Source organism: Tessaracoccus sp. (assembly GCF_016714275.1).
Classification (GTDB): Bacteria; Actinomycetota; Actinomycetes; order Propionibacteriales; family Propionibacteriaceae; genus Arachnia.
Genome location: NZ_JADJNP010000001.1, coordinates 641501 through 655143, shown reverse-complemented (window position 1 = coordinate 655143; position 13643 = coordinate 641501). Strand labels below are relative to the sequence as shown.

Sequence of the window (13643 nt, the reverse complement as noted above, 5' to 3'; positions counted from 1 at the left end):
CGCGTCCGGTGGTTGGCGCGCCGCTACGCTGACGCTGGCAAGGAAGGAGCTCCCGTGAGCGAAGAGCACGAGCCGCACGCCGATACCATCCCGATTCCGGCACCGGGTGTCCTGGAGGCCCATCCGGCGGTCGCCGACGCGGTCGAAAGGGAGATCAACTTCGACGAGGCGTTCTACCCGGCGCGACCCCGGGCCTTGCGGCCGCGGGCCAGGCGGAGGCTTGCGCCGAGCGGGTCGCTCGTGCCGCCCTTCGAGCCCGTCGCCACGAACCGCGCCTATGTCGAGTGGCTCGAGAATCACGCGATGCTCGGCGACGCGAAGACGCTCAGCCGCCAGCTCTCGGGCCGCCCCGAGATGTGGAGCCAGGCCTACGCCAGCCCGCATCCCCGCCGTGCCGTCGACACGGCCTCGGTGTGGTTCACGGCCTACCCGCTGTCGCAGATCACCGCCGACGGGGAGTCATTCCTCAAGGCCCTGGGGTCGGAGGCGTTGTGGGCGGCGTTCGCGAGGATCGGCATCCGCGCGGTCCACACGGGGCCGGTCAAGCTGGCAGGCGGCATCTCGGGCTGGCGGCACACCCCGTCGATCGACGGCCACTTCGACCGGATCTCCATGACCATCGACCCGCTGTTCGGGACCGAGGATGAATGCCGTGCCATGCAGGCGACGGCGGCCTCGCATGGGGCGACGATCATCGACGACCTCGTCCCCGCACACACCGGAAAGGGCGCGGACTTCCGCCTCGCCGAGATGAACCACGGCGACTACCCGGGCATTTACCACATGATCGACATCCCGAGGGAGGCGTGGCATCTGCTACCCGACGTGCCCCCGGGGCGCGACTCGGTGAACCTGGACGCGGAGGCTGAGCGGCGGCTGAAGGACGCTGGGTTCATCATCGGCGAGCTGCAGCGCGTCATCTTCTACGAGCCCGGCGTCAAGGAGACGAACTGGTCGGCGACGGCGGCGGTTGTCGACACCCTCGGCGAGCCGCACCGGTGGGTGTACCTGCACTACTTCAAGGACGGGCAGCCGTCGATCAACTGGCTCGACCCCACGTTCGCCGGGATGCGGCTGGTGATGGGCGACGCCCTGCACGCGCTGACCGACCTCGGCGCGGGCGGCCTGAGGCTCGACGCCAACGGCTTCCTCGGCGTCGAGCGGGCCAGCGAGGACGACGAGGGCCCGGCCTGGTCCGAAGGTCATCCGTTGTCGGTGGCCGCGAACCAGCTGATCGGGTCGATGGTGCGCAAGGTCGGCGGGTTCACCTTCCAGGAGCTGAACCTGTCGATGGACGCGATCCGCGCGACGTCGGCCGCGGGCCCCGACCTCTCCTACGACTTCGTCACCCGCCCCGCCTACCAGCACGCGCTGCTGATGGCCGACACCGGGTTCTTGCGGTTGACGCTGCGCGAGGGGCTTTCGATCGGCATCGACCAGGCCTCGCTCGTGCACGCGCTGCAGAACCACGACGAGCTCACCTACGAGCTGGTGCACTTCGCAACGGTGCACCGTTCCGACACCTATCTTCTCGGCGGCGTCGAGTACCTTGGCGCGGAGCTGGCCGAGAAGATCCAGGACGACCTGCGCCGTCGGATGGCCGGCCCGGCCGCGCCGTACAACGCGATCTTCACCACCAACGGCATCGCGTCGACGACGGCCTCGGTGATCACCGCGGCGCTCGGCATCGTCGACCTCGCGGCCATCACCGACGACGACGTGCGCCGCATCCGCGACGCCCACCTCCTGCTGGCCTCGTACAACGCGCTCCAGCCCGGCGTTTTCGCGCTGTCCGGATGGGACCTTGTCGGCGCCCTGCCCGTCGATCGCGATGACGTCGCCGACCTCATCGCCACCGGGGATACCCGGTGGATCGAGCGCGGCGCGTTCGACCTGATGGGTGCCAACCCGGAGGCGGCGCGCTCGGCGTCGGGCCTCCCGCGGGCGCGGACGCTGTACGGTCCGCTGGGCGCGCAGCTGGACGACCCGGAGTCGTTCGCGAGCCGTCTGGCGTCGATGCTCCATCTCCGCGAGGCGCACGGCATCGCGACGGGCGCGCTGCTGGACGTGCCGGAGCCCGACGACGCGGCGATCCTCGTGCTGGTCAACCGGCTTGCGGTCGGCGCCGTGCAGGTGAGCGTCTTCAACTTCGCCGAGCGCGAGGCGTCGACGGCCATTCGATCCGAGGAGTTGATCGTCGGCGCGACCGTCGTAGACCTCGGCACGTCCGACGAGGTCGGCGTCGTCGAGGCCGACGGTGGCCGGGGCGGGCGCCTCGACGTCGTCCTTGCCCCATTCGGCGTGAAGGCGCTGATCCTCACTTACTGACCGGATGTGGGTCTTCGCCGAGGGGAATAGACGCGGTGGACGCAAGGTTGAGTCTGATGTACTCAATCTTGAACTTGAGTGTGGCGGGCTCATGTGCTTAACTTGAGCCAGCCCCGCTCAAGGGAAAACCTAGACATCCATCCGCAGGAGGAAAACTCATGGCTCGTGCAGTAGGCATTGACCTCGGCACCACCAACTCGGTCGTCGCCGTCCTCGAGGGCGGCGAGCCCACCGTCATCCCCAACGCCGAGGGCGCGCGCACCACGCCGTCCGTCGTCGCGTTCACCCCTTCCGGCGAGGTCCTCGTCGGCGAGGTCGCCAAGCGTCAGGCGGTCACCAACGTCGACCGCACCATCCGTTCCGTCAAGCGCCACATGGGCACTGACTGGAAGGTCACCGTCGACGGCAAGGACTACCGTCCCCAGCAGATCTCCGCGTTCGTGCTGCAGAAGCTGAAGCGCGACGCCGAGGCGTACCTCGGTGAGGCGGTCACCAACGCCGTCATCACCGTTCCCGCGTACTTCTCCGACGCCGAGCGCCAGGCCACCAAGGAGGCCGGCGAGATCGCGGGCCTCACGGTTGACCGCATTATCAACGAGCCCACGGCTGCTGCGCTGGCCTACGGCCTCGACAAGTCCGAGCAGGAGCAGACCGTTCTCGTGTTCGACCTCGGCGGCGGCACGTTCGACGTCTCGCTGCTCGACATCGCCGACGGCGTGTTCGAGGTCAAGGCCACAAAGGGCGACAACCGCCTCGGCGGCGACGACTGGGACCACGTGGTCGTCGAGTGGCTGGCCACGCAGTTCAAGAACAAGCACGGCGTCGACCTGCTCAAAGACAAGATGGCCCGCCAGCGTCTCCAGGAGGCCGCCGAGCGCGCGAAGATCGAGCTGAGCTCCGCCTCGGAGACCTCGATCAACCTGCCTTACATTACCGCCTCCGCCGAGGGGCCGCTGCACCTCGACGAGAAGCTGACCCGCTCCGAGTTCCAGCGCATGACCCAGCACCTGCTCGACCGCTGCCGCGCCCCGTTCAACGCGGTCATCTCCGACGCCAAGACCTCGGTCAACAAGATCGATACGGTCCTGCTCGTCGGCGGCTCGACCCGCATGCCCGCCGTCGCGGAGCTCGTCAAGGAGCTGACCGGCGGCAAGGAGCCCAACAAGGGCGTCAACCCCGACGAGGTCGTCGCCCTCGGCGCCTCGCTCCAGGCCGGCGTGCTCAAGGGCGAGGTCAAGGACGTGCTGCTCCTCGACGTCACCCCCCTCAGCCTCGGCATCGAGACCAAGGGCGGCGTGATGACCAAGATCATCGAGCGCAACACCACCATCCCGACCAAGCGCTCCGAGGTGTTCACCACGGCCGAGGACAACCAGCCCTCCGTGATGATCCAGGTGTACCAGGGCGAGCGCGAATTCGCTCGCGACAACAAGTCGCTCGGCAACTTCGAGCTGACCGGCATCCTGCCCGCGCCCCGCTCCGTCCCGCAGATCGAGGTGACCTTCGACATCGACGCCAACGGCATCGTGCACGTCGCCGCGAAGGACCTCGCCACCGGCAAGGAGCAGTCGATGACCGTGACCGGCGGCTCCGCCCTCGGCAAGGAGGACATCGACAAGATGGTCAAGGACGCCGAGGCGCACGCCGAGGAGGACCGCAAGCGCCGCGAGGCCGTCGACATGCGCAACGAGGGCGACGCGCTGGTGTTCCGCACCGAGAAGCTGCTCGCCGAGCACGCCGATACCATCGGCGAGGACGTCAAGGCCCCGGTCGTCGAGGCGACCGAGGCCCTGAAGGAGGCCCTGAAGGGCGAGGACAACGACGTGGTCAAGGCCGCCATCGACGACCTCAACACCAAGGCCGCCTCCATGGGCCAGGCGATCTACGCCGCGGCCCAGGCCAAGGCGCAGGAGTCGGCTCCGGCCGAGGACGCCGAGGCTGCCGGTGACGACGACGTCGTCGAGGCGGAGATCGTCGACGAGGAGAAGGACGACAAGTGACCGATTCGCAGTTCGATCAGAACGGCGAGGCTCTGGGCGAGGGTGCCACCGCGGCACCCTCGCCCGAGGGCGTTTCGCCCGAGGTGACGGCCGAGGAGGTCGCCGTCGTCGACCGAGAGGCGGAGTTGGAGGCGCTGGTCGCCGAGCGCACCTCCGACCTGCAGCGCCTGCAGGCCGAGTACGTCAACTACAAGAAGCGCGTGGACCGCGACCGCGACCTGGCCCGCCAGGCCGGTATCGAGCGGGTGCTCAGCGACTTCCTGCCCGTTCTCGACTCGATCGCGCTGGCGAAGCAGCACGACGACGTCGCCGGCGGGTTCAAGCTGGTGGCCGACGAACTCGAGAAGGTGACGGCCCGGCATGGGTTGGTCGCGTTCGGTGAGGTCGGCGACGCGTTCGACCCGGTGCGCCACGAGGCGCTGATGGCGGTCCCGATGGATCAGCCCGTCGAGGTCGTCACGGTTTCGCAGGTCATGCAGCAGGGCTATGAGCTGGGTGGCCGCGTGATCCGCCCCGCGCGCGTCGCGGTGGCGAACCCCTGAGCCGGGGCCGCTGGTTGAGCCGACGCGCGAGCGCTAGCGAGCCGTCGTGTCGAAACCAAGAAACGGGATTGAGGAGATGAGCGAGAAGTGAGTCAGAAGGACTGGGTCGAGAAGGACTACTACAAGGTTCTCGGCGTCTCCAAGAACGCGTCCGCAGACGAGATCAAGAAGGCGTTCCGCAAGATCGCCCGGGATAACCACCCGGATCAGAACCCTGACGACAAGTTGGCCGAGGCGCGCTTCAAGGAGGCGTCCGAGGCCAACGCGGTGCTGAGCGACCCCGACAAGCGCAAGGAGTACGACGAGACCCGGAGCCTTTTCGGCGGAGGGTTCCCGTTCGGCCGTCCCGGCCAGCGACCAGGCGCGCAGCCGGGCGGGTTCGAGGACCTGTTCCGCAGCGGCGCCCAGGGTGGCGGCGCGGGACAGAACCTCGGCGACATCTTCGGCGGACTGTTCAACAGCGGCGCGACGCGTCGAGCATCGGGTCGCGGGCCTCGTCGGGGAGCCAACATCGAGGGCGAGGCGAGCATCTCGTTCGAGCAGGCCGTCGAGGGAACGACGATCACGCTGCGCACGGTCTCCGACCAGCCGTGCGCGGCCTGCCGGGGGACCGGCGCGAAGGCGGGAACGCTGCCGCGTGTCTGCCCCACCTGTGAGGGTTCGGGTATGCGTTCGACGCAGTCCGGAGGCGTGTTCCAGCTCAGCGAGCCATGCGAGGACTGCCTCGGTCGCGGCCTCATCGTCGACGACCCCTGCCCCGACTGCGGCGGCTCGGGTCGCGGCAAGTCGACGAAGACGATGCAGGTCCGTATCCCGGCGGGCGTCGAGGACGGGCAGCGCATCCGGCTGAAGGGCAAGGGCGCGCCCGGCGAGAACGGCGGCGAGCCTGGAGACCTGTACGTCACCGTGCACGTGGCCGCGCACAAGCTGTTCGGCCGCAGCGGGTCCAACCTCACGCTCGAGGTCCCCGTCACGTTCGCCGAGGCGTCGCTGGGAGCGGAGATCGAGATACCGACGCTGCAGGGCGCCAGGGTCCGGCTGCGGATCCCCGCGGGCACCCCGAACGGGCGCACCATGCGCGTCCGCGGCAAGGGTGCGAAGAAGAAGGACGGCTCTTCCGGGGACCTCCTGGTCACCATCAAGGTCGCCGTGCCGGACTCGCTGAGCGACGAGGCGAAGGCCGCGCTCAAGGAGTACGCCGAGAAGGCGCCGCAGGCCAACCCTCGCGACGCGCTCTTCGGCGGGTGACGGCGGCGCGATGAGCCAGCACCTCCAGCCGTTCGACCCCGACGCCGCGGTTTTCCCGGTGTCGGTGGCGGCGTCGCTCGCGGACATGCACGCGCAGACCCTGCGCGGCTACGACCGGCTCGGCCTCGTGGTGCCTCAGCGCGCCCGGGGCCGGGGCCGTCGGTACTCCCTGCGCGACGTCGCCAAGCTGCGCCACGTGCAGCAGCTGAGCCAGGTCGAGGGCATCAACCTGGAGGGCATCCGCCGCATCCTCGCGCTCGAGGCGGATGTCGACGCGCTGCACGACCAGATCGAGCGCCTCACCGAGACGCTGCGCCGCGTCCAGTCCGACGACGCGGCCCGGCGAATCTTCACAGCGGAGTCCGGCGGTGCCGTCCACCATGGCCGGTTCCGCCCCGTCTCACCGCTCGCCCTGCCGCCCGCGTCGGGGCGTTAGTGGCCCGTCGCGCCTAAATGCGCGGGTACGCGGCGCCATGCGGGCGATTGACGTCGTTGTCGTCGGTCGACGTAGTGCGCCGCTATGACTCCCTCCTCCGCCTTGTCACTCATCCCGCCTGACGCCGCGTCCTGATCCGCACCTTCAGGCGCGACGGGCCACTAGGATCATGCTCGTCTACAGAAAGGCGAGCACATGGGTACGCGCAAGGGGACGAAACTGTCCATCGTCGGGGCGGGTGCCGTCGGCACGTCTCTCGCCTATGCGGCACTGATCAACGGCCTGGCCTCGGAGGTCGCGCTACAGGACATCAACGAGAAGAAGGTCCGCGCGGAGGCGCTCGACCTCGCCCACGGCGCCGCGTTCATGCCGCCGGCGCGGATCAGCGGGTCGTCCGACGTCGCCGTCACGCAGGGCTCCGATATCGTCGTGATCACCGCCGGCGCGAAGCAGCAGCCCGGGGAGACCCGCATGGATCTGGCGGGCAAGACCGTCGACCTGATGAAGAAGATCGTCCCCGGCATCGTCGAGCAGTCACCCGACGCCGTCCTGCTGCTCGTCACCAACCCCGTCGACGTCATCACGCAGGCCGCGCTGAAGATCTCCGGGCTGCCCTCCGGGCGGGTCATCGGCTCCGGCACCGTGCTCGACTCCTCCCGCCTGCGGTGGCTGATCGCCAGCGAGTGCGAGGTGGCCATCAGCAGCGTTCACGCCGTCATCTGCGGTGAGCACGGCGACTCCGAGGTGCCCATGTGGAGCACCGCCTCCATCGGCGGGGTGCCGCTGCTGGAGTGGGAGGAGCAGACGGGCAAGCTCGGCCGCGGGCGCCGCGACGTCATCACCCGGCAGACGATCGACGCGGCCTACGAGGTCATCGAGGGCAAGGGCGCCACCAACTACGCCATCGGAGTGGCCGGCAGCCGCATCCTCGAGGCGATCCTGCGCGACGAGCACGCCGTCCTCCCCGTCGCCTCCCGGCTGGACGGCTGGCACGGCATCTCGGACGTGTGCATGTCGGTCCCGAGCGTCGTCGGCCGTCACGGTGTGCTGCGCACGCTCGAGCCGTCGGTCAACGCGATGGAGTTGCGAGGCTTGCAGGCGAGCGCCGCGCACATTCGCGAGGTCGCCGCCGGCCTCGGGTTCTAGGCCGCTCCCTCTCCCCGGCCTGAGGAGCGACAGACCACTAGTCGACCCTCCAGGAGGAGCCGAAGCAGGCGAACACGCCAGCCTCCTGCCGATCCTCGGTGGCGCGGGCGAGCGCCGTGGCGGCGTCGGCCCCTCGGGCCAGCTCCTCGTGGTAGCGCGCCATCACGGCGGCTGACGTACGGTCGCCGACGGGGGAGACCGGCGCGACGACGCAGCCCACCCCCGAGGCGAGCAGCGTTGCGGTCAGCCCCAGTGGCTGATCGCCGGGGCGGTGAGACGCGCGGCCCACCTCGCATGCGGACAGCACCACATGGCTCGCGCGCATCTCCACGCCCTCGAGTTCGTGGGCGACCACCGTTCCCTCATCGAGTCGCAGACTGGAGAACAGCGGGCTGTCACTGCGGTGCCGCCCGTGCGCGGCGACGTGCACCAGGTCCGACGACGCGAGCGCGCCCGCGAGCGTCCCCGGACGGTCGCCGCGCCAGAGTGCCAGCACGCCGTCGACCTCGGCCGCGGCCGACGGCAGATCCGGCCCGCCCAACGCCGCGACCCGTGGACGGGTCACGGTGACGGCGCCCGTGGCCCAACTCGAGGCAGTGGGGGCGACGGTGACCGGCCGGCCGCGCAGGGCGGGGAGCGCCAGCCACGGGACGCTGGTGAGGATCCGCGAGGGTGTGATCACGAGCGGGCGGGTGCTCGCCAGGGGCGCACCGACGGCGTCGGACAACGCCTGCAGGCGCGCGGCGAGAGAGGCGTCTACCACCGCCGACAACGGATGCGACGGCGAAAGGTGCGCCCGCGCGGCGAGATCGGAGTGCACCGCGGAGACCAACGACTCGAGCTGATCGATCTCGCCGAGCCGGACGAGGTGGCCGCGGTGGCCGTCGGTGACCGCCGCCCAGAACTCGCCGCCTCGGGGCACCACGACGGCGAGCCGCGCCCCGGCCTCGCGCACGGCGCGCCGAAGCTGCGCGGCGGGCAGCGTGACCGCCATCGGGGGAAGCCGGGACTCCGCGGTCCAGCTGAGCGTGCGGAGTTCCTGTTCCGCGTCCGCGAGCTGCGCGAGCGTCTCGGTCGTCGGGGTCTCGGCCCGGAGGCGGCGGAGCCGGCTAGCGGCGTCGGCCAAGCGTGGGTCGGGGAGCGGGTGCACTCTCGGCACGGGCCGCGTGGCGGCCCGCCAGCGCTCGGTGGCGTCGATGAGGCCGCTGACGGAGTCTCCCGCAAGCCCGATGTCCAGCAGCGCCGCCGCTTCGCCGTGCAGCGCCACGGCGGCGCGAAGGTCGAGGCTCGCGACCCCGAGCTGCGCTCGGAGAAGAGTGGCGTGCGCGGCGCGGAGTCGCCGGCGAGCCGCGGTGCGGTCGCCCCGCGCGGAGGCATCCGCGGCGAGGGCGACGAGGCCGGCGAGGCGACGCGAGGTCACCGGGGACTGCGCGAGGCCACGCGCGGCGCGGGTGACCACCGCGCGCCGTGGGTCGTCGGGAGACAGCGTGGCAAGCGCGATGGCCGCGGCCTCGGGGGCGACCCAGCGGTCGCCGACCTCCGAGGCTTCGCGCCACAGCGCGAGCGCGCCGTGCGCCGTCGGCCGGGCAAGGACGGCGATCAGGCGACTCCGCCGACGCAGCGCCGGCTCCCCCCGCGCCGCGAACCGGCGCGCCGCGGCCCGTGCCCGCGTCACCGCCTCGTCCGGGAGACCGAGCAGCAGCGCAGCCCGCGCCAGTTCGTGGTCAAGCTCGGCCCGCGTCTGACACGAGCCCCGCGGGGGGATGATGCCCCGCAGCAGTGCCCTCGCCTCGGGAATCAGGCCGGCCTCCAGCATCACCCGGGCGCGATCGAGACGGGCGACGGTGCGGTCGAAAGGAACGTCGATCTCGTCGGCCCGCGCCGTCGCCGCGAGCGCGGCCGGAAGGTCGCCGCGGAGGAACTCGAGCCAGCCGAGGTTGTGCCGCGCCATCGACTCCAGCGGGGCCGCACCGACGGCTGCGGCCAACTCCGCGGCGGCGGCGAGGTCCGCGGTCGCGTCGTCGAGGTGCCGCAGCTCGGACGCGAGCGTCCCGCGGTTGATCAGCGTGCGCATCCGATCCTCTTCGGTGAGCGCGGCGGTGTCGACGGCGGTCAACGTGCGCCAGGCGGCCTCGAGCTCGCCCGCGCGGGCGCGCATCGTGCCGGCCTGCGCGGCTGCCGCGGCGGCCAACTCTGCGAACCCCTCTCGCCGGGCGGCCGCCTGCGCGTCGGCCGACGCGGCCAGCGCCGCGTCGAGGCCCTCCCGTTCGAACGCCACCCAGGCGGCGGAGATGGACAACCGCACACGGAGTCTTTCCTCGCCAGGTCCGCACAAAGCGACCGCGCGCCGGAGCAGCGCGTCGGCGTCGGCGATGCGCTGCTCCTCAAGCGCGGTGCGCGCCTGCGCGTGGAGCTCCTGGGCGGGACGCACCACTAGACCTCGATCGTGGGGGTGACCACCACCCTCGCCCCAGGCTGCGGCGTCCGGATCCGGAATCGGATGGCGCCGTGCCCGATGGTCGGCCACGTGAGTCTTCCCGTCGCGTCCGACGTCGCCGCCAGTGACTCGCCGCCAGCCATCAGGTCCACCTCTACGCCGCCGCCCGTGACCCAGCCATCGACGCGGACGCCGTCGTCGACGCTGCTCATCGTGACCATGAGGGAGAGCGAGGAGGCGGTGAACGTGATCGAGTCGACAGCGGTGTCGGCCCGGGCAGGCTCTAGCGCCCCGGCCGTGAGGACCGCGAGTTCCGCCTCCATCAGTTCGAGCGAGATCGCGAGGCTGAGCCGTTCGATCAGGCCGGGCGGGATGGGGTCGTATTGGTCCTGGGCGGCGGCGAGCGCCGTGAGGAGGGCCTTGTCCTCCGCAGTCAGCGGGCGGTCGGCGTCGTAGGCGGTCATGACGGGCTCCAGCGGGGATCGTTGCTGAGGGAGGTGCGAAGAGTGGCGAGGCAGCGGCCTCGCGTGGGTCCGATCGAGCCGACCGGCATGCCGAGCGCCGCGGAGATGGCGGCGTAGTCGGGTTTGGCGGCGAAGGCCACCACCCGCAGCAGCGCCTGACAGCGCGGGTTCAGCGTCTTGACGTGCTGCCAGAGGATCTGGGCGGTGTCGGCCTCCTCGGCCGCAGCCTCCGGACCTGCCGTCATCGACGGCGGGTCGTCGGGCAGTTCGTCGTGGGCGGGTCGGCCCGCCGCGCGCCAGGCGTCGCGTCGCACCGTCGTCAGGAGCCAGCCGAACACCGCCTGCGGGTCACGGACGCCGTCGGCATGCTGCACGAGGCGCACCCACGCGCCCTGCACGACGTCCTCCGCTTGACTTGCGCTGAGCCCGGACGAGCGGGCGGCGGCCCAGAGCGGCTTTGTCAGCAGGGAGACGAGGTCGGCCATGCGGCCCGTGTCACCGTCGAGATAGTCGCGGAACGCGTCCGCGGCGTCGGCGGCGAGCGAGCCGGTACCTGTGTGGGCGGTCATGGCGTCCACCCCACTTCGGCGCTGACGGCCCGCCAGGCACGCTCGACGGCGGACGTCTGGTCGACCTCGGCCAGCGTGGGGTCGTCCGCCAGCCGTGCGGCGATCTGGCCGGCGAGCACCGGGCCTGCGAACGAGGTGCCCGACCAGGTGCCGAACCCGCCGCTGAAGTTGTCGGGGTCGATCGTCGCGCGGGTGCGGCCCTTCGCGGTCCCGGCCAGGCCTGTCGCCGGGTCGAACGTCCGCCGTGCCCGGGGCTCGAGTTCGCCGTCGATGTCGGTGGGAAGGGTGCTGACGAGCGCCGCCCCCGGCCGCCAGCAACCGACCCAGTCGCCGTCGTTGGAGAAGTAAGCGACGGTGCCGTCGGGGTTCAGCGCCCCGACGCTCACCAGGGGCACGCGGCCGACATCGAACGCCTCCGTCTGGCCCGAGAATGCCGCAGGGTACAGCTTGTCGGTCGTCGACTGGTTGCCCGCCGACGCGACGACGGCGACGCCCAGCCTGCCGAACTCCTGGAGCACGTTGCGCAGCGGGGCGTCCTCGAGCTGGTCCTTCGGGTCCTCGTGGTAGTAGCCGAGGGAGAGGCTGATGACGTCGATCAGGTCCGCTTCGTCGCCGCTGCCGGCGAGAATGTCGAGCTGGCGCTCGAGCAGCTTGGTGAGAACGGGGATGAGGGCTCCCTCGGGAACGGTGCCCGCGTCGTCGAGCATGTGGACGACCTGAATGCGAGCCTCCGGGCAGGTCTGGCGGATGAGCCCCGCGATGAACGTGGCGTGCCCACGGTAGGGCGCGACCGACCCGTCGAGCGGGTTGCCGGGCTCGCTGGGCGTTGTCTGGGGCAGGTCGCCACCGATGCCGAGCGTGAGGCCCTGCGCGGACACCTTCTCGGTGATGCGGTTCTCGTCCGCGAACCAGGGGTGCGGGCCGAGTCCGGAGTCGGGAACGACGACCAGTGGGGCGCGCTTCAGCTCGCGCGCCCGGCACGCGGGGTCGTCGAGGACGACGGCGACAGGCGTGCGTCCGCCCGAGCCCGGGTGCTGGTACTCGCCCGCGGGCTGGACCGGTAGCGGCACGTAGTAGGGAAGCGGAACGTAGTACGGGAGGGGCACGTAGTACGGCAGCGGGACGTAGTACGGCATCGACTCGTAGCCGGCCACGGACATCACGTGGTCGAGTTGGAGTTGGCGCGCGACGCGCAGCCGTTTGAGGTGCTCAAGGCGATCCAGGCGGCGGATCAGTTGAGGTTGGGTGAGCCGCCGGCGGGCGGCGAGCAGGATCGGCCAGGCGTCGACCGGCGTGTTGGCAGGCGAGACGAGTTCGACGCTCGTGACCCAGATGCGGTCGAGGACCTCGATGTCGCGTCCCTCGCGCGCCCGCTCGACCCCGGGGGTCTCGTGGATGCGCACCTCGAGGCCGAGCTCCTCCGCGACGTCGGTCAGCGCCTTCAGCGGGATGTCGCGGCTGAGGCCGGGGAGTCCGCGGACGAGGACGCGGTCGTTCAGGTAGGGCGTCGGGCGCGGGGCGCGGCCGTCCGGGAGCCGTTCAGCGGTCTGCGGGTCGAGCACGCGAAGTGTGGACATGGGGTTCCTTCCGATCACGGCGTCCGTTCAGGAACCGCTCGTCAGCGCTTCCTTCACCCCTCAGGAGCGCCGCCGCGCGCTCCTGATACATCGGATTTTTCCACTCGGCCGTTCGATGCGGAACCCCTCGTCGGCCGCGCTTTCGGCGAACGTCGAATCAGAGTTCGTCGTCGCGGGGGAAGTCGACGCCGAGGACGCCGTCGATCTCGCTCAGTTGGGTCATGACATCGCGCAGCGGCGGGCCGGATCTGAACCGCATCTCGGCGCGCACGACCTTGAGTCCTTCCAGCTTCGCTTGGCGGGTGTTGATCAGCGTTGTCTCGCAGCCGAGCGCCGTCGCCTCGTGGAGGAGGTCGCGGAGGACGCCCCTGCCGTCCTCATACGTCACGACCACTGTCGATCGTGCCCCAGCCTGGGGGATGAGGCGTGCGAGCGGCGCGATCGCCATCACAGCGACGAAGTGCAGCACGGTCGCCGCCGCGGCGAGGGGCAGCAGACCTGCGCCACAGGCCATGCCGATGGCGGCGGCCAGCCAGATCGACGCGGCCGTGGTGAGTCCGCGCACGACGTCGCGGTTGACGAAGATCACGCCCGCGCCGAGGAAGCCGACGCCGGAGACGATCTGGGCGGCGATGCGCGACGGATCGCGGGTGACCTCGTACTCGGCGAGGTAGACGAACCCCTCGACGGAGATGAGGGTGAAGACGCACGCCCCGAGGCCGACGAGCGCGTGGGTGCGGAATCCGGCGGCCTTGTGCCGGAACTGCCGCTCCAGCCCGATGAGTGAGCACAACACGAACGCGATCCCCACCAGCAGCAGCTGCAGCGGGACGACGCCCCAGTCGAAGATCATGTCCGCTCCTCACCGCTGTGTAGCCTGGTTCCCGGCACTGTAG

11 protein-coding genes are annotated in these 13643 nt (G+C 70.8%); 6 read left to right on the top strand and 5 right to left on the bottom strand.

All coding sequences use genetic code 11. The annotated features are described in order from the left end of the window. Nucleotides 1–54 precede the first annotated feature (54 nt). The 6 genes from treS to IPJ61_RS03015 all read left to right on the top strand — a co-directional run bounded on the left by treS (nt 55) and on the right by IPJ61_RS03015 (nt 7700). A complete protein-coding gene (gene treS / locus IPJ61_RS03040; RefSeq protein WP_297102865.1) occupies nt 55–2328 on the top strand; it encodes a maltose alpha-D-glucosyltransferase in 2274 nt (757 codons plus the stop codon). Between the two features lie 158 nt (nt 2329–2486). After that, a complete protein-coding gene (gene dnaK, locus IPJ61_RS03035; RefSeq protein WP_297102863.1) occupies nt 2487–4328 on the top strand; it encodes a molecular chaperone DnaK in 1842 nt (613 codons plus the stop codon). Beyond that, complete coding sequence (locus IPJ61_RS03030) at nt 4325–4870, top strand: nucleotide exchange factor GrpE (protein ID WP_459251247.1); 546 nt, start codon at nt 4325–4327, stop codon at nt 4868–4870. Before dnaK ends, IPJ61_RS03030 begins: the two co-directional genes overlap by 4 nt. 87 nt (nt 4871–4957) lie before the next feature. Continuing rightward, nucleotides 4958–6118, top strand: a complete 1161-nt coding sequence (dnaJ, locus tag IPJ61_RS03025) for a molecular chaperone DnaJ (protein ID WP_297102861.1) — start codon at nt 4958–4960, stop codon at nt 6116–6118. A gap of 10 nt (nt 6119–6128) precedes the next feature. Then, the gene (locus IPJ61_RS03020; protein ID WP_297102859.1) at nt 6129–6554 is read left to right on the top strand and encodes a heat shock protein transcriptional repressor HspR; all 426 of its coding nucleotides are present in this window, start codon (nt 6129–6131) and stop codon (nt 6552–6554) included. Between the two features lie 195 nt (nt 6555–6749). Beyond that, entirely contained in the window at nt 6750–7700 is a 951-nt protein-coding gene (locus tag IPJ61_RS03015) for an L-lactate dehydrogenase (RefSeq protein WP_297102857.1), read from the top strand. A gap of 37 nt (nt 7701–7737) precedes the next feature. Here IPJ61_RS03015 and IPJ61_RS03010 read toward each other — a convergent pair whose 3' ends face one another. The 5 genes from IPJ61_RS03010 to IPJ61_RS02990 all read right to left on the bottom strand — a co-directional run bounded on the left by IPJ61_RS03010 (nt 7738) and on the right by IPJ61_RS02990 (nt 13600). Continuing rightward, nucleotides 7738–10131 (bottom strand): CHAT domain-containing protein, encoded by a 2394-nt coding sequence (locus tag IPJ61_RS03010; RefSeq protein WP_297102855.1) that lies wholly within the window; start codon nt 10129–10131, stop codon nt 7738–7740. A gap of 2 nt (nt 10132–10133) precedes the next feature. Continuing rightward, complete coding sequence (locus IPJ61_RS03005) at nt 10134–10601, bottom strand: hypothetical protein (RefSeq protein WP_297102853.1); 468 nt, start codon at nt 10599–10601, stop codon at nt 10134–10136. Then, nucleotides 10598–11170, bottom strand: coding sequence for an RNA polymerase sigma factor (locus IPJ61_RS03000; RefSeq protein WP_297102851.1), 573 nt, complete (start codon nt 11168–11170; stop codon nt 10598–10600). Before IPJ61_RS03000 ends, IPJ61_RS03005 begins: the two co-directional genes overlap by 4 nt. Beyond that, a complete protein-coding gene (locus IPJ61_RS02995; protein ID WP_297102849.1) occupies nt 11167–12747 on the bottom strand; it encodes a S8 family peptidase in 1581 nt (526 codons plus the stop codon). The genes IPJ61_RS03000 and IPJ61_RS02995 overlap by 4 nt, the downstream gene beginning before the upstream one ends. A 157-nt stretch (nt 12748–12904) precedes the next feature. Next, a complete protein-coding gene (locus IPJ61_RS02990; RefSeq protein ID WP_297102848.1) occupies nt 12905–13600 on the bottom strand; it encodes an MgtC/SapB family protein in 696 nt (231 codons plus the stop codon). Nucleotides 13601–13643 lie beyond the last annotated feature (43 nt).

Bases quoted from the DNA above. Each gene is read 5' to 3' on its own strand.
- IPJ61_RS03015 (WP_297102857.1), top strand. From the start codon at position 6,750: ATGGGTACGCGCAAGGGGACGAAACTGTCCATCGTCGGGGCGGGTGCC.
- IPJ61_RS03020 (WP_297102859.1), top strand. From the start codon at position 6,129: ATGAGCCAGCACCTCCAGCCGTTCGACCCCGACGCCGCGGTTTTCCCG.
- IPJ61_RS02995 (WP_297102849.1), bottom strand. From the start codon at position 12,747: ATGTCCACACTTCGCGTGCTCGACCCGCAGACCGCTGAACGGCTCCCG.
- IPJ61_RS03005 (WP_297102853.1), bottom strand. From the start codon at position 10,601: ATGACCGCCTACGACGCCGACCGCCCGCTGACTGCGGAGGACAAGGCC.
- IPJ61_RS03000 (WP_297102851.1), bottom strand. From the start codon at position 11,170: ATGACCGCCCACACAGGTACCGGCTCGCTCGCCGCCGACGCCGCGGAC.
- IPJ61_RS02990 (WP_297102848.1), bottom strand. From the start codon at position 13,600: ATGATCTTCGACTGGGGCGTCGTCCCGCTGCAGCTGCTGCTGGTGGGG.
- dnaK (WP_297102863.1), top strand. From the start codon at position 2,487: ATGGCTCGTGCAGTAGGCATTGACCTCGGCACCACCAACTCGGTCGTC.